Raw genomic sequence first — 14,720 nt, forward strand, 5'->3', positions numbered from 1 at the left:
TTATTGCGGGCTGGATAGCCCAAGGAGGAGCACAGGGTCTACCGAACGGGCTCCCTTCAGCGCTACGGGAGCGGATGAACAATATCAGGAGGAGGCCGAAGGCCGGGGGACATTCGCGGAGCAAGGTACCCCGTCGGCGTGAGCGCGCCCTGAACGACGAGGAACGCACGACCCAGCGGAGCAAAGCGAAAGTCCGCCGCCTGTGCTGCAATCCTCCGATGCCTGCCCCGACCCTCGACGACCTGCGCCGCTACGCAGTCGCGCGCACTCTCTTCAAGCCCACGACACTGCCCGCCGCGATCCGCCGGCTCGGCTTCGTGCAGGCCGATCCGATCCGCGCCCCGGCGCGCGCGCAAGACCTGACGCTGCGCCACCGCGTGAAGGACTACCGCGCGGGCGATCTCGAAAGCCGCTACACACGCCTCGCGATCGAGGAAGACTGCCTCGTCAACTACGGCTTCCTGCCGCGCGAGCATCTGGCGCTGATGCATCCGCGCGAGGCCAAGCGCGCATGGGACGCTGACACCCGGCGCAAGGCGGCCGACGTGCTCGCCTACGTGAAGGAGCACGGCCCGGTGCATCCGCGGCAGGTCGAGCAGCACTTCGCGCACGGCCGCGTCAAGAACTACTGGGGCGGCTCCAGCAACGCGACCACGCACCTGCTCGACGGCATGCACTACCGCGGCATGCTGCGCGTGGTGCGGCGCGACAGCGGCACGCGCGTCTATGAGGCGGTGACGCACGTGCCTGCGGACGACAGCCCTGCCGGGCGCGCTCGCCGCGCGGCGGCGCTCATCGAACTGGTGGTGCGCAAGTACGCGCCGCTGCCCGCATCGAGCCTCACGTACCTCGTGCGCCTGCTCGGCTACGGCGCGCCGCATCTCTCGGCGCAGATGCAGGCGGCGCTGCGCATCGCGCGCGAGGAACTCGCCAGCTGCAGCATCGAGGGCACCACCTGGTTCTGGCCCGCCGACGAGAACCCGGCCTCGCGCCGCCACGCACCCGACGACGCGGTGCGCCTGCTCGCGCCCTTCGACCCTGTCGTGTGGGACCGCCGCCGTTTCGAGCTGCTCTGGGGCTGGACCTACAAGTTCGAGGCCTACACGCCAGCGCCGAAGCGCCAGTTCGGCTACTACGCGCTGCCGATGCTGTGGCACGACCGCGTGATCGGCTGGGCCAACGTGAGCGCGCCGGAAGGAAAGCTGCAGCCGGCCTTCGGCTTCGCCGACAGGAAGCCGCGCGATGCGGCCTTCCGCGCGGCGCTCGACGAAGAACTGCAGCGCATGACGCGGTTTCTGGCCGGGCGTTGATGTCTTTCTTCCTATAATCCGGCCGCTCAGCCAGCCGCCCGCAACGGACGTGCAAGCCGTCTTCGAAGGAACGAAGACCGCAGCCGAAAAAGCTGCCCGCGACGACGCAACAAGAACCCACAAAACCCACCGGCCGCCAGCCCGAAGCGAGCCGCCGGTTTGCGCTCGTCCGAACCGAATGGATCAGAGACGAGAAGCCATGGCGCGCCCGCATCCGGCGCGCGCCGCAGCCACTCCCCCCAAACGCAGGACACAGGAGAAGCTGCACATGACATCGAAGAAGCATCGGCGCCCGGCTTGGCGCCCCAACCCGCAAATTTCACATGCCCGCCGCGCCACGCTCGCGGCGACCGCCATGGCGCTGGGCGCCGCCGTGCCGGCCTACGCCCAGGAAAAGGACGAATCCGCCGAGACCCGCAAGGCCCTGCCCACGATCACCGTGACGGGCGACGCAGTCGAAAGCGCCACCGGCCCGGTGACCGGCTTCGTCGCCAGGCGCGGCGGCACCGCCACCAAGACCGACACGCCGCTGATCGAGACGCCGCAGGCCATCTCGGTGGTCACGCGCGACCAGATGGAGGCGCAGAGCGCGCTCACGCTGCGCGAGACCACCAACTACACGGCCGGCGTGGTGTCGAGCTACTTCGACAGCCGCGTCGACTCCTTCAAGGTGCGCGGCGGCGAGGCCATCCAGTACCTCGACGGGCTGCAGCGAAGCTACGGCACCTACAACACCACGCGCGCCGATCCGTACACGCTGGAGCGGGTCGAGCTGCTGCGCGGGCCCTCTTCCGTGCTCTACGGCCAGGGGGGCATCGGCGGCGTGCTGAACCTGGTGTCGAAGCGCCCGCAGGCCGAGCTGCAGCGCGAAGTGCAGGTGCAGCTGGGCAGCCACAACCGCAAGCAGGTCGCGGCCGATTTCACCGGGCCGCTGGACACCGAGGGCAAGTGGCTCTATCGCCTGGTGGCCGTCAACCGCGACAGCGGCACGCAGGTCGACCACGTGCCCGACGACCGCATCCTGCTCGCGCCCTCGCTCACCTGGCGCCCGAACGCCGACACCTCGCTCACGCTGCAGGCGCTCTACCAGAAGGACAAGAGCGGCTCGCTGATCGGATTCTTCCCGTGGCAGGGCACGCTGCTGCCGTCGCTCTACGGCCAGATTCCCACCTCGACCTTCACCGGCGAGCCGGGCTTCGACCGCTACGACACGCGCAACACCTCGCTGGGCTACCTGTTCAGCCATCGCTTCAACGACACCTGGACCTTCAGGCAGAACCTGCGCTCGACCGAGAGCAAGGTGGTCTACAACACCTCGTACACCAGCTTCACCGCCAACAGGCTCACCGGCCGCCCGGCGCGCCCGGTGTTCAACGCCGACCAGCGCACCATCGAGCGCGACCTGGTGGTGCAGCTCAACGGCGGCAAGATGCTGCTGCTCGACAACCAGGCAGAGGCCCACTTCAAGACCGGCGCAGCCGAGCACACGCTGCTCGTCGGCGCGGACTTCCAGCGCAACGAGACCTCGCAGCTCACGGGCCGCGGCCGCGCCGGCGCGCTCGACGTGTATGCGCCGGTGTACGGCAACTACACGCCGCCCGCATTCCTCACGCGGCAGCCCGCTGTGGTGCAGAAGCAGGCCGGCATCTACGTGCAGGATCAGGTCAAGTACGGCCGCTGGGTCGGCCTGCTGGGCCTGCGCCACGACAAGGCCACCACCGACACCGAAGGCCGCCCCGCCGTGGCGGTCGACGACAAGGCGACCACCAAGCGCGCCGGCCTCGTCTACCTGGCCGACGGCGGCTGGGCTCCGTACCTGAGCTATGCGGAATCGTTCCTGCCGCTGGGCGGCGCGGACGTGAACAACACGCCCTTCAAGCCCCAGCGCGGCAAGCAGTGGGAAGCCGGCGTGAAGTGGGAGCCTGAAGGCCAGCGCACCTCGTTCATGGCGGCGGTGTACGACCTGCGCGACACCAACCGCAAGACCACCGACCCGACCAACCCGCTCAACAGCATCCAGCTCGGCGAGGTGCACGTGAAGGGGCTGGAGCTCGAATACAAGGGCAGCATCGGCCGCGACTGGGACTGGGTCGCCTCCTACGCCTACACCGACGCGCGCGTCTCGCGCAGCAACGGCACCGACCTGGGCAAGCGCATCTCGGGCGTGCCGAAGCACACGGCCTCGGCCTGGCTGATGCGGCGCTTCTCCATCGGCGGCGTGCCCGCCTTCTCCGTGGGCGGCGGCGTGCGCTACATCGGCAAGTCGTGGGATGGCATGGACGCCAACCCGGTGCCCTCGGTCACCCTGCTGGACGCGATGTTCGCCTGGGACAACGGCCCGCTGCGCCTGTCGCTCAACGTGGGCAACCTGACCGACAAGGTGCAGCTGACCACCTGCCTGGCGCGCGGCGACTGCTTCTACGGCCAGCGCCGTACCGTGACTGCGGCGGCCACGTATCGCTTCTGAAGAAAATCCCCGCCCGGGCGAAGGTCTGGCGCGGGGGCGACAGGCTCCCTCCGGGGCCGACACCTAGAATCGGCCCCGCTGTCCGGCTCGCCGGGCGGCAAGCGTTCTCAGGGCGGGGTGAAACTCCCCACCGGCGGTGATGGCGGTGTCTTCCGAAAGGAAAAGCCGCACAAGCCCGCGAGCGCCCGGAGCTTGCAACGAGCTTCGGGGTCAGCAGATTTCGGTGCGATTCCGAAGCCGACGGTCACAGTCCGGATGAAAGAGAGCGCGAAATGCGGGCCTGCCCGCGCGTCCGGCTTCGGCCCGCGCGCGAGCTGCCTTGCGGTTTCGTGCGCCCTGATTCAGGAAACCTGCTTTCTCAGAGGCACACCATGAGTCAGATCAACGACCTTCCCCTCTCCGCCGTCACCGCGTCGGGTTCGCCACGCGGCACGCGCATCGCCTTCGTCGAGGCGCAGTGGCATTCCGACATCGTCCACCAGGCGCGCGACGCCTTCCTCGAGGAGATGGAGCGCCTGGGCGTGGCGCGCGATCTCATCGACATCTTCGACGTGCCGGGCGCCTTCGAGATCCCGCTGCACGCCAAGCGCCTTGCCAACTCCGGCAAGTACGCAGCCATCATCGGCTGCGCGCTGGTGGTCGATGGCGGCATCTACCGCCACGAGTTCGTGGCGAACACGGTGGTCAGCACGCTGATGTCGCTGCAGCTGGAGACCGACGTGCCGATCTTCTCGGCCGTGCTCACGCCGCATCACTTCCACGAACACGTGGAGCACCGCAAGTACTTCCACCGCCACTTCGCGGTCAAGGGCACGGAAGTGGCCGAGGCCTGCGTGAAGACGCTCGAAGGGCTGAAGAAGGTGGACGCGCTCCTGGCCGCCTGACCTACGTGACAAGGCCGGCGGGCCTGCGTAACCTGCGCGGATGACCAGCCCGTCCGCCTCCGCACGCGAAGACCGCTACACCCTCTACGGCGCGCCCGGCTCGGGCGCCACGCCCATCCACGCCGCGCTCACGCTGATCGGCGCGCAGGTCGAGACCATCGACATCGCCCCCTGGGAGGGCGATGTCGAGCGCGAGCGCGTCGCCGGCGTCAACCCGATGCGGCAGGTGCCGGCGCTCGTGCTGCCGTCGGGCGAGGTGATGACCGAGAGCGCGGCCATCCTGATCTGGCTGGGCGACCGCTATCCCGAGGCGCAGCTCTGCCCCGCACCCGACGACCCGCTGCGCGCGCGCTACCTGCGCTGGATGGTCTACCTGCCGGCCGCCATCTATTCGATGTTCTGGGTGCGCGACGAGCCTTCGCGCCTCGTGCCCGACCCGGCCGCGCAAGCCGCGATGCTCGAACGCACCGCCGAGCGCATCGCGCATTGCTGGCAGCTGATGGATTCGCAGATCGACGAACCAGCGCCCTACCTGCTGGGCGAGAAGATCAGCATGCTCGACCTGTACGTGACCGTCGTGTCGCGCTGGACGCCGCGCCGCCGGCGCTTCTATCGCGTGGCGCCGCGCATGACGCAGGTGGTGCGCCGCGTGGATGCCGATCCGCGCCTGGCGGAGTTCTGGGCGGCGCGCTTCCCGTTCTCGATGGACGCGCAGGAAAGCTGAGCCCTCGGCCGCCGCCATCGGGTTTCCTATCATCGGCACCATGACCGCACGCACCCCGACCACCGCCTACCCGATGACGATCTACCACAAGCCCAACTGCAGCACGTCGCGCAACGTGCTGTCGTTGATCCGCGAAAGCGGCGTGGAGCCCGAGATCGTTCTCTATCTTGAAACACCGCCCTCGAAGAAGAAGCTGCGCGAGCTTTCGAAGGCCATGGGCATGGGCGCGCGCGATCTGCTGCGCACCAAGGAAGCGCCCTACGAGGAACTGAACATCGCCGATCCGAAATGGACCGACGACCAGATCTTCGACTTCATCGTGGAGCACCCGATCCTGCTGCAGCGGCCCATCGTGGTGTCGCCTCGCGGCACGTTGATGTGCCGGCCGTGGGAGCGCGTGCGCGAGATCCTGCCGGCCTGAAGCCTCAGCTCGCGAGGTCCTGCGCGAGACCCCAGGCGACGTGCTCGCGCACCAGCTCGCTCGGGTGCTCGGCACGCGTCGCCAGCGCTTCCTTCGCACCGCCCTCGCCCGAACGCACCGCATTGCCCAGCGCCACCGCGATGTTGCGTAGCCAGCGTTCATGACCGATGCGGCGGATCGGACTGCCTTCGGTGCGGCGAAGGAAATCCTGCTCGGTCCATGCGAACAGATCGGCCAGGGTGCGGCCGGTGAGTTCCTGGCGCGCGTCGAAGTCGGGCAGCGTGCTCTTCTTCGCGAACTTGTTCCAGGGGCAGATCAGCTGGCAATCGTCGCAGCCGTAGATGCGGTTGGCCATCAGCGGGCGCAGCTCGAGCGGGATGGGCCCGCCATGCTCGATGGTGAGGTACGAGATGCAGCGGCGTGCGTCGAGCCGCTTCGGCGCGATGATGGCCTGCGTCGGGCACACGTCGATGCAGGCGCTGCAGCTGCCGCAGTGCGCGGTGACGGGCCCGCTCGGCGGCAACTCCATGTCGACGTAGATCTCGCCCAGGAAAAACATCGAGCCGGCGTCGCGGTCGAGCACCAGCGTGTGCTTGCCGCGCCAGCCCTGGCCGCTGCGCGAGGCCAGCTCGGCCTCGAGCACGGGGGCCGAATCGGTGAAGGCGCGGTGCCCGAAGGGGCCGACCTCCTCGGCGATTTGCTCCGCCAGCTTCGCGAGCCGGTTGCGCACCACCTTGTGATAGTCGCGCCCTCGCGCATAGACCGAGACGATGGCCTCGCCGGGACGCTTGAGGCGGTCGAACTCGATAGCCTGCCACTCGGGCTCGGTGCTGCGCGGCAGGTAGTCCATGCGCGCGGTGATCACGCTCACCGTGCCCGGCACCAGCTCGGCCGGACGCGCGCGGCGCGCGCCGTGCGTTGCCATGTATTGCATCTCGCCATGGAACCCATGGGCCAGCCATTGCATCAGACCGGCCTCGGCGCTCGACAGATCGACGCCCGCGATTCCGATTTGGGAGAATCCGAGTTCCCTGGCCAAGGCCTGAATACGAACAACGAGTGGATGGCTGACGATCACTTGCCGATTGTAGAAACGCACAAGAGCACCCGCAGCCTGCGCTGGTGCAGCGAAGCCGACACCGAAGCATTCGCGCAGAAGCTGGCCTCGGCACCCGCGTTGAGCAATGCCTTCATCGAACTGCATGGCGACCTCGGCGCCGGCAAGACCACTTTCGTACGCCACCTGCTTCGCGCCCTGGGCATCTCCGGACGCATCAAGAGCCCCACCTACGCGGTGGTCGAGCCCCACGAGGCGCCCGACGGGCTGCAGATCTTCCATTTCGACTTCTATCGCTTCGCCGATCCGCGCGAATGGGACGACGCCGGCTTCCGCGACATCTTCGCGGGACCGGGCCTCAAGCTGGCCGAATGGCCGGACAACGCTGCGGGCCGTACGCCAATTGCCGACCTCGCTATTAAAATAGAAGCAATGACTGACGACACACGCAGCGTGACCCTCCTGGCGAACACCGCTCGCGGCAGCGATCTGCTGGCGCGCATCGCCGCATGAAGGCGGCCGGCCTGAAACGGCGCGTGCTGCTGCAAGGCGGCAGCATCGCGCTGATGCTCGGCGTGCACCAGATCGCGCGCGGCGCCACCATCCTCGCCGTGCGCGTGTGGCCCGCCGCCGACTACACGCGCGTGACTATCGAGTCCGACGCACGCCTGAACTCGCAGCAACTCGTGGTGGGCAGCCCGCCGCGGCTTGCGGTCGACATCGAGGGCATCGACCTCAACCCCGAACTGCGCGAGCTCGTCGGCAAGATCAAGCCCGGCGACCCGTACATCAATGGCCTGCGCGTCGGCCAGAACGCGCCGAAGGTGGTGCGCATCGTGTTCGACCTGAAGCAGGCCGTGGTACCCCAGGTGTTCTCGCTCGCGCCCGTGGCCGCCTACAAGCACCGGCTGGTGCTCGACCTCTATCCCGAGCAGGCGATCGACCCGATGGAAGCGCTGATCGCCGAGCGCCTGCGCGATGCGCCGCGCAGCTCCGGTGGCGGCTCCGCGGTCGCCGTCGCGCCGCCGGCAACCGCGCCTGCGCCCGCCGCGGATCCACTGGGCGACCTGATGGCGCAGCAGTCGATGCGCCCCGGTCCGCAATCGCCGCCGCCCGCATCAACGGCCGGCGGCGACAGGCCCTCGATGCCGCCGCCCCCGCCCGTGGTGGCCGCGGCGCCGCCCGCCAGGCCCCCTATGCCGTCCGCGCCGCCCGTGCCACCCCCGCCACCGGTGGCCGCCACGGCCAATCGCACCGACCGAATCATCATCGTGGCGCTCGACCCCGGCCATGGCGGCGAAGACCCCGGCGCCATCGGTCCCAACGGCACGCGCGAGAAAGACATCGTGCTGCAGGTGGCCCACCGCCTGCGCCAGCGAATCAACGCGAGCAGCGTGAACGGCAGCCCCATGCGCGCCTTCCTCACGCGCGACGCCGACTTCTTCGTGCCGCTGGGCGTGCGCGTGCAGAAGGCGCGGCGCGTGCAGGCCGACCTGTTCGTGAGCATCCACGCCGACGCCTTCACCACCCCCGCTGCGCGCGGCGCCAGCGTGTTCGCGCTGAGCCAGAGCGGTGCCTCCAGCAGCGCTGCGCGCTGGCTCGCCAACAAGGAGAACGACGCCGACCGCGTCGGCGGCGTGAACGTGGGCAACCACGAGGCCCAGGTGCAGCGCGCGCTGCTCGACATGAGCACCACCGCGCAGATCAACGACAGCCTCAAGCTCGGCGGCGCGATGCTCGGCGAGATCAAGGGTATCGGCGCGCGGCTGCACAAGGGCCAGGTCGAACAGGCCGGCTTCGCGGTGCTGAAGGCGCCCGACATTCCGAGCGTGCTGGTGGAGACCGCCTTCATCAGCAATCCGGAAGAAGAAGCCAACCTGCGCCGCGTCGACTACCAGGAGAACCTGGCCGATGCGCTGATGCGCGGCATCCAGCGCTACTTCGCGCAGAACCCGCCGCTGGCGCGCAGCCGGCAGCTCTAGCCGCCGGGCGGTGACAGCCGGCGCCGGCCGGTTGTAGGGCCAAAGCATGCACTCCTGTCCCACGCGGTTCGCCCCGCGAGTCCGCACAGGCACGTGCGGCAGGTTCCTACACGGCGCCCAAGGGTGTTCTGGACATGATGAACCATCACTCATCGAAAGGTGGAAATCATGAAGACACGTCTCTGGATCGCTGCAGCCGCAGCCACTTCCGTCTTGACGATTGCGGGTTGCGCAAGCGGCCCCAATCAGAACCTCGGGACCGGGGTGGGCGCAGTGGGCGGCGCACTGGTTGGCAATGCCATCGGCGGCAATACCGCGAGCACCGTGGGCGGCGCGGCCATCGGCGGCATCATCGGCAACCAGGTCGGCCGCAACGCCGACGAACGCAACTATTACAACCAGCAACGCTATCCGCGCGGCAGTGGCTACTACCCGGGCAACGGCCCGAACTACTGACACACGGCCTGGGCAGCAGGCCTGAATTGAAAAGCGCGCCCGAGGGCGCGCTTTTTCATGGATGGATGGAAGGTATCGAAGATCAGGCCTGCGAAGCCTGCTGCGCCTCGCGCGCCTTCTCGGCCTTCGAGGCCTTCCACGCGCCATAGATGGCCAGGAGGCCCGGCACGAAGATCAGCGCCCAGATGATCTTGTCCAGATGCTGGCGCACGAACGGCAGGTTGCCGAAGAAGTAGCCGGCGGTGGCGATGCCCAGCACCCAGATCAATGCGCCCACCACGTTGAACATCGTGAACTTCGCGCGGCTCATCTCGGCGACGCCCGCCACGAAGGGCGCGAAGGTGCGGATGAAGGGCATGAAGCGCGCGAGGATGATGGTGATGCCGCCATAGCGCTCGTAGAACGAATGGGCCTGGTCGAAGGCCTTGCGGTTGAAGAAGCGGGAGTTCTCCCACTGGAACACCTTCGGCCCGAAGTGGCGGCCGATGGAGTAGTTGCACTGGTCTCCCAGGATCGCGGCCGCGATCAAGATCCCGCAGGCCAGCGGATAGTTCATGAGCCCCGCGCCGCACAGCGCGCCGACGATGAAGAGCAGCGAGTCGCCGGGCAGGAACGGCATCACCACCGCGCCGGTTTCCACGAAGACGATGAGGAACAGCAAGGCGTAGACCCAGGGGCCGTAGGCGATGACGAAGGCCTCGAGGTGCTTGTCGACGTGAAGGATGAAGTCGACGAGAAAGCTGATGATTTCCATGGCCGCGGATTATCCTTGCTCGATCCCGACGCCCCCGTGAATCACCCCATGCTGCACATACGCGCCGCCACCGATGTCGACTGGCCCGCCATCTGGTCGGTCCTCGAGCCGACCTTCCGCCGCGGAGATACCTACACCTATTCCCCCGACGTGACCGAAGAGCAGGCACGCGAATCGTGGATGAAAGTGCCCACGGCGACTTTTGTCGCCTGCAACGACGAGGGCACGGTGCTCGGCACCTACGTCATCCGGCCCAACCAGCCCGGCCAGGGCTCGCACGTAAGCAATTGCGGTTACATGGTGTCCGATGCGGCGCGCGGCATGGGCGTGGCATCTGCCCTGTGCGAACACTCGCAGCAGGAGGCCCTGCGCATGGGCTTTCGTGCGATGCAGTTCAACTTCGTGGTGTCCACCAACGAAGGCGCGGTGCGGCTGTGGCGCAAGATGGGCTTCGAGATCGTCGGCACGCTGCCTGGTGCCTTCAGGCATCCACGGCATGGCTTCGTGGATGCGTACGTGATGTTCAAGCAGTTGCAGCCTTGAGCAGCCGCCTGCGTCGGAGAACTACGCCTGAATTGCAGTAGTTAGAGAGCCCCCAATGCGCCGTTGGCTTCTGCTCGCTCTTGCAACGCTGGCGCTCGGCGTATTGGCCGTGGGCGGCGCGGGTGAACTGCTCAGCCGGCCGGTACGCCCCGCGGTTGGCCTCCCTCCTGCCGACTTGCAGGCTGAAACCGTCCGCATCGACTATTCAGGAATCGAACAAGTCTCGGGCTGGCAAGTGCGCGGCCGCCCCGGGGCAGGCGCGATCCTGCTACTCCATGGAGTGCGCTCGGACCGCCGGCAGATGACGCAACGCGCCCGCTTCCTGCATCGCCTCGGCTACTCGGTGCTATGGATCGATCTTCCCGCGCACGGCGAGAGCAGCGGTGACCGGATTACCTTCGGAGCGCGCGAATCCCTTGGCGTCAAGGCGGCTCTGGGTTACCTTGAGCGCGAAATGCCCAATGCCCCCATCGGCGTGATCGGCGTGTCTCTTGGAGCCGCCTCGACAGTACTGGCGGGACAGGATCCGCGGGTTCGGGCCGTGGTGCTCGAATCGATGTATCCGACCATCGACGACGCAGTCGCGAACAGGCTGAAGCACTACCTCGGCCCTCTGGGTACGTCGCTGGCACCACTGCTACTCTGGCAGTTGCCAATGCGTTCCGGCATCGACACCGCTCAGCTTCGACCCGTCGCGCAGGTCGGCGCGCTGCATGCGCCCGTTTTCGTGATTTCCGGCTCTCGGGATTGGCACACAACCCCAGCTGAAACACAGCAGGTCTTCGAAGCCGCCGGCCACCCGCGGGAGCTGTGGATCGTCGAAGGCGCTGCGCATGTCGACCTCCACAAGTTCGCGCGCGTCACCTACGAAGACCGCGTGGGCTCCTTTCTGGCGCAATACCTCAGGCCCCACTGAGCCCCGGATTTCCCCCGCTTTTAGAATGCCCCGGTGAGCGCCCTCCCCACCTCCATCGCCCCCGCACAACGCCGCCCGATCCGCGAGCTTCCCGACGAGCTGATCAGCCAGATCGCCGCAGGTGAAGTCGTCGAACGTCCGGCTTCGGTGGTGCGCGAGCTGCTGGACAACGCGCTGGACGCGGGTGCCAGCCAGGTCACGGTGCGGCTGGCCTCGGGCGGCGTGCGGCTGATCTCCGTGGAAGACGACGGCCTGGGCATTCCGCGCGAGGAACTCACGGTGGCCCTGCGCCGCCATGCCACCAGCAAGATCGCCAGCCTCGACGACCTGGAGACGGTCGGCACGATGGGCTTTCGCGGCGAGGCGCTGGCCGCAATCAACGCCATTGCCGAGCTCAGCATTCTTTCGCGCTTCGCGGGCTCCGATTCCGCATTCGCGCTCGACGGGCGCACCGGCGAGCTGCGGCCTGTGGCCCGCTCCACCGGCACCACGGTCGAGGTGCGCGAGCTGTTCTTCGCGACCCCCGCGCGCCGCAAGTTCCTGAAGACCGATGCCACCGAGCTGGCCCATTGCATCGAGGCGGTGCGCCGCCACGCGCTGGCGCGGCCCGAGGTGGGCTTCTCGGTCTGGCACGACGGAAAGCTCATCGAGCAGTGGCGCGCCGCCGCCACGCGCGAGCAGCGGCTGGCCGATGCGCTGAGCGACGAGTTCGTGGCGCAGAGCGTGGCGGTCGAGCGCGAGGCCGGTCCGGTGCGCGTGGTCGGCAGAGCCGGCATTCCCGATGCGGCGCGCTCGCGGGGCGACCACCAGTTCTTCTACGTCAACGGGCGCTTCGTGCGCGACAAGGTGCTGTCGCACGCGGTGCGCAGCGCCTATGAGGACGTGCTGCACGGCCAGCGCCAGCCTGTGTATGCGCTGTACCTGGAAATCGATCCGTCGCGCGTCGACGTGAACGTGCACCCCACCAAGATCGAAGTGCGCTTCCGCGACGGGCGCGAGGTGCACCAGGCGGTGCGCCACGCCATCGAGGATGCGCTCGCGGCCCCCCGCGCCGGCGATGCCGTGGCGCCCACGGGCGCGCCGCAGCCCTTCTTCAAGCAGGCGCCGCTGCCGCCGAATGCCGGCTGGGCGCAGCCGGCGATGGACTTCGCGCCGCGCGAACAGCGAGGCACCGGCGACTTCGAGGCCATGTGGCCGCAGCGCAGCAGCAACGATCAGGCCCCGCTGCATGCGGCGGAACCTGCCGCTGCGCCTCCCTGGCCCGCAGCGAGCGCGTCCGCTGCGAGCTTCCAGGCGCCGGCCGCGCTGCCCCCTGGCGCGGGCCGCCCCCAGTCCATCGCCAACAACGACGAAGCCTGGCCGCTGGGCCGGGCGCTGGCCCAGCTGCAGGGTGTGTACATCCTGGCCGAGAACAGCCAGGGCCTGGTGATCGTCGACATGCACGCGGCGCACGAGCGCATCGTCTACGAGCGGCTCAAGACGCAGCTCGACGGCGCGGCGATCAGCAGCCAGCCGCTGCTGATCCCGGCCACCTTCGCGGCCACGCCGCAGGAAGTGGCCACGGCCGAGGCCTGCGCCGAGGTGCTGCCGACGCTGGGGCTCGAGATCACGCCCTTCTCGGCACGCACGCTGGCGGTGCGCGCCGTGCCCGGAACGCTGGCCGATGGCGATCCGGTGGAGCTCGCGCGCAGCGTGCTGGCAGAACTGGGCCAGCACGACGCCAGCACCGTGGTGCAGCGCGCCCAGAACGAACTGCTGTCCACCATGGCCTGCCATGGCGCGGTGAGGGCCAACCGCAAGCTCACCATCGACGAAATGAATGCGCTGCTGCGCCAGATGGAGGCGACCGAGCGCTCCGACCAGTGCAACCACGGCCGGCCGACCTGGCGCCAGCTTTCGATCCGCGAGCTGGATTCGCTCTTCATGCGTGGCCGATAAGCGGCAAAACGCGGCCGATCTGCGGCTTTCGGACATCTTTAAGCCTTTTTTCTAGGGTTTTCCGCAGTCGGCGAAATCCCAGGCACATCCGTTGCATGTGCTCGGTAAAGTGCCCGCGAGCACTGTTTCAGGGAGTTACCTCGATGCTGTGTCGGCGCATCAAGGTGAAAGCACGTGAACTTTCGAGCCGACTCCGCTGTCCCTCAAACCCATGATGAAACGCTGGACCCTCCTCGCGTCTGTCCTCTCGCTGTGTGCCCTGCTCGCCGCCGGCTGCTCGACGCTCGACGAACAGCAGCGCGAATGGATCTTCCAGCCCAGCGACCGCAGTTGGGGCAACACCGCCGCCATGGCCCAGGGCATGGAGGACGTGTGGATCGACTTCCAGTCCTCCATCACCGGCGAACCCGTCCGCCTGCATGGCCTGTGGCTCGGCGGCGCGCCCGAAACCACCGCCACCCCGGTGCTGCTGTACCTGCATGGCGCTCGTTACAACGTGGCCGGCTCCGCACCGCGCATCCAGCGCATGCATGAACTGGGCTTCTCGGTGCTGGCCATCGATTACCGCGGTTTCGGGAAGAGCTCCAAGGGCCTGCCTTCGGAGGAAACGGCCCGCGAGGACGCCCGCGCCGCCTGGACCTGGCTGGCCGCGCGCCACCCGAAGCAGCACCGTTACATCTTCGGCCATTCGCTCGGCGGCGCCATCGGCATCGACCTGGCCTCGCACGTGAACGACGAGAGCGGCACCATCGTCGAAAGCACCTTCACCTCCATCGCCGACGTGGTCAGCGGCTTCAAGTGGGGCTGGCTGCCCTTCGGCCCCTTCATCACGCAGCGCTTCGAGGCGATCAAGGCGGTCAAGGACATCGGCGCGCCGCTGCTGGTGGTGCACGGCACTGCCGACAGCCTGATCAACCCGACCCTGGGCCGCAAGCTGTACGACGCGGCCACCGTGCCGAAGATGTTCGTGCTGGTCGAGGGCGGCTCCCACCACAACACCAACTCGGTCGGCGAGGCGCAGTACCGGGCGGCGCTGACCCAGCTTTTCCGCATGAAGCCGGAGAACATGGTCGCGAGCAACACCACCGTCCGGCCGACGCCGCGGCTCGCGCCGCCCACATCTTCCTCCCCGCTCACTCCGCAGGACGTGAGCGGCAAGTTGCAGCCGACGGTGCCCGCTGCGATCTGAGGGCGCTCGCTCAAGCGGCTCGCGCCATCTGGGCCCGGCGGGCTGCCGGGCTCGCGCCATTTGCTACGCTCGGCGCACC

At 68.2% G+C, this 14,720-nt stretch carries 14 protein-coding genes and 1 riboswitch; of the genes, 12 read left to right on the top strand and 2 right to left on the bottom strand.

Annotated elements, in window-relative coordinates; translation table 11 throughout:
- Nucleotides 1–218 precede the first annotated feature (218 nt).
- From FHY06_RS11125 to arsC, 5 genes are all read left to right on the top strand, one after another.
- Nucleotides 219–1,310, top strand: coding sequence for a DNA glycosylase AlkZ-like family protein (locus FHY06_RS11125; RefSeq protein ID WP_184605066.1), 1,092 nt, complete (start codon nucleotides 219–221; stop codon nucleotides 1,308–1,310).
- A gap of 268 nt (nucleotides 1,311–1,578) precedes the next feature.
- Nucleotides 1,579–3,777: a TonB-dependent siderophore receptor gene (locus FHY06_RS11130; RefSeq protein ID WP_184605069.1), complete on the top strand. Its 2,199-nt coding sequence runs from the start codon at nucleotides 1,579–1,581 to the stop codon at nucleotides 3,775–3,777.
- Nucleotides 3,778–3,876: 99 nt separating this feature from the next.
- Nucleotides 3,877–4,048, top strand: a riboswitch (FMN riboswitch).
- Between the two features lie 100 nt (nucleotides 4,049–4,148).
- Complete coding sequence (locus FHY06_RS11135; RefSeq protein ID WP_019653338.1) at nucleotides 4,149–4,661, top strand: 6,7-dimethyl-8-ribityllumazine synthase; 513 nt, start codon at nucleotides 4,149–4,151, stop codon at nucleotides 4,659–4,661.
- Nucleotides 4,662–4,701: 40 nt separating this feature from the next.
- Nucleotides 4,702–5,385: a glutathione S-transferase family protein gene (locus FHY06_RS11140; RefSeq protein WP_184605071.1), complete on the top strand. Its 684-nt coding sequence runs from the start codon at nucleotides 4,702–4,704 to the stop codon at nucleotides 5,383–5,385.
- Between the two features lie 40 nt (nucleotides 5,386–5,425).
- The gene (gene arsC / locus FHY06_RS11145; RefSeq protein WP_019653340.1) at nucleotides 5,426–5,806 is read left to right on the top strand and encodes an arsenate reductase (glutaredoxin); all 381 of its coding nucleotides are present in this window, start codon (nucleotides 5,426–5,428) and stop codon (nucleotides 5,804–5,806) included.
- A 4-nt stretch (nucleotides 5,807–5,810) separates the two neighbouring features.
- On the opposite strand, the gene queG is transcribed toward arsC, so the two are convergent.
- The gene (gene queG, locus FHY06_RS11150) at nucleotides 5,811–6,884 is read right to left on the bottom strand and encodes a tRNA epoxyqueuosine(34) reductase QueG (RefSeq protein ID WP_184605073.1); all 1,074 of its coding nucleotides are present in this window, start codon (nucleotides 6,882–6,884) and stop codon (nucleotides 5,811–5,813) included.
- Here queG and tsaE point away from each other — a divergent pair.
- The 3 genes from tsaE to FHY06_RS11165 all read left to right on the top strand — a co-directional run bounded on the left by tsaE (nucleotide 6,870) and on the right by FHY06_RS11165 (nucleotide 9,301).
- The gene (gene tsaE, locus FHY06_RS11155) at nucleotides 6,870–7,376 is read left to right on the top strand and encodes a tRNA (adenosine(37)-N6)-threonylcarbamoyltransferase complex ATPase subunit type 1 TsaE (RefSeq protein WP_132750631.1); all 507 of its coding nucleotides are present in this window, start codon (nucleotides 6,870–6,872) and stop codon (nucleotides 7,374–7,376) included. The genes queG and tsaE overlap by 15 nt on opposite strands.
- Entirely contained in the window at nucleotides 7,373–8,845 is a 1,473-nt protein-coding gene (locus tag FHY06_RS11160; RefSeq protein WP_019653343.1) for an N-acetylmuramoyl-L-alanine amidase, read from the top strand. The genes tsaE and FHY06_RS11160 overlap by 4 nt, the downstream gene beginning before the upstream one ends.
- A 168-nt stretch (nucleotides 8,846–9,013) precedes the next feature.
- Nucleotides 9,014–9,301, top strand: a complete 288-nt coding sequence (locus FHY06_RS11165; RefSeq protein ID WP_020722983.1) for a YMGG-like glycine zipper-containing protein — start codon at nucleotides 9,014–9,016, stop codon at nucleotides 9,299–9,301.
- A gap of 82 nt (nucleotides 9,302–9,383) precedes the next feature.
- Here FHY06_RS11165 and FHY06_RS11170 read toward each other — a convergent pair whose 3' ends face one another.
- Nucleotides 9,384–10,055 carry a DedA family protein gene (locus FHY06_RS11170; RefSeq protein WP_184605076.1) on the bottom strand — a complete coding sequence of 224 codons (672 nt, stop codon included), beginning with the start codon at nucleotides 10,053–10,055 and terminating at the stop codon, nucleotides 9,384–9,386.
- 48 nt (nucleotides 10,056–10,103) lie between these two features.
- On the opposite strand from FHY06_RS11170, the gene FHY06_RS11175 reads away from it, so the two are divergent.
- The 4 genes from FHY06_RS11175 to FHY06_RS11190 all read left to right on the top strand — a co-directional run bounded on the left by FHY06_RS11175 (nucleotide 10,104) and on the right by FHY06_RS11190 (nucleotide 14,641).
- Nucleotides 10,104–10,598, top strand: coding sequence for a GNAT family N-acetyltransferase (locus tag FHY06_RS11175; RefSeq protein ID WP_184605078.1), 495 nt, complete (start codon nucleotides 10,104–10,106; stop codon nucleotides 10,596–10,598).
- A 55-nt stretch (nucleotides 10,599–10,653) separates the two neighbouring features.
- Nucleotides 10,654–11,514, top strand: a complete 861-nt coding sequence (locus FHY06_RS11180; RefSeq protein WP_184605080.1) for an alpha/beta hydrolase — start codon at nucleotides 10,654–10,656, stop codon at nucleotides 11,512–11,514.
- A gap of 33 nt (nucleotides 11,515–11,547) precedes the next feature.
- Nucleotides 11,548–13,452: a DNA mismatch repair endonuclease MutL gene (mutL, locus tag FHY06_RS11185; protein ID WP_019653347.1), complete on the top strand. Its 1,905-nt coding sequence runs from the start codon at nucleotides 11,548–11,550 to the stop codon at nucleotides 13,450–13,452.
- 211 nt (nucleotides 13,453–13,663) lie between these two features.
- Entirely contained in the window at nucleotides 13,664–14,641 is a 978-nt protein-coding gene (locus tag FHY06_RS11190) for an alpha/beta hydrolase (protein ID WP_184605083.1), read from the top strand.
- Nucleotides 14,642–14,720: the final 79 nt, after the last annotated feature.

The organism is Variovorax atrisoli (genome assembly GCF_014195185.1).
Lineage (GTDB): Bacteria > Pseudomonadota > Gammaproteobacteria > Burkholderiales > Burkholderiaceae_C > Variovorax > Variovorax atrisoli.

Coding starts and splice junctions, on each gene's coding strand:
- FHY06_RS11140 (WP_184605071.1), top strand. CDS start 4,702: ATGACCAGCCCGTCCGCCTCCGCACGCGAAGACCGCTACACCCTCTAC.
- FHY06_RS11190 (WP_184605083.1), top strand. CDS start 13,664: ATGATGAAACGCTGGACCCTCCTCGCGTCTGTCCTCTCGCTGTGTGCC.
- FHY06_RS11130 (WP_184605069.1), top strand. CDS start 1,579: ATGACATCGAAGAAGCATCGGCGCCCGGCTTGGCGCCCCAACCCGCAA.
- FHY06_RS11125 (WP_184605066.1), top strand. CDS start 219: ATGCCTGCCCCGACCCTCGACGACCTGCGCCGCTACGCAGTCGCGCGC.
- FHY06_RS11135 (WP_019653338.1), top strand. CDS start 4,149: ATGAGTCAGATCAACGACCTTCCCCTCTCCGCCGTCACCGCGTCGGGT.
- FHY06_RS11180 (WP_184605080.1), top strand. CDS start 10,654: ATGCGCCGTTGGCTTCTGCTCGCTCTTGCAACGCTGGCGCTCGGCGTA.
- FHY06_RS11170 (WP_184605076.1), bottom strand. CDS start 10,055: ATGGAAATCATCAGCTTTCTCGTCGACTTCATCCTTCACGTCGACAAG.
- FHY06_RS11175 (WP_184605078.1), top strand. CDS start 10,104: ATGCTGCACATACGCGCCGCCACCGATGTCGACTGGCCCGCCATCTGG.
- tsaE (WP_132750631.1), top strand. CDS start 6,870: ATGGCTGACGATCACTTGCCGATTGTAGAAACGCACAAGAGCACCCGC.
- FHY06_RS11160 (WP_019653343.1), top strand. CDS start 7,373: ATGAAGGCGGCCGGCCTGAAACGGCGCGTGCTGCTGCAAGGCGGCAGC.
- arsC (WP_019653340.1), top strand. CDS start 5,426: ATGACCGCACGCACCCCGACCACCGCCTACCCGATGACGATCTACCAC.
- FHY06_RS11165 (WP_020722983.1), top strand. CDS start 9,014: ATGAAGACACGTCTCTGGATCGCTGCAGCCGCAGCCACTTCCGTCTTG.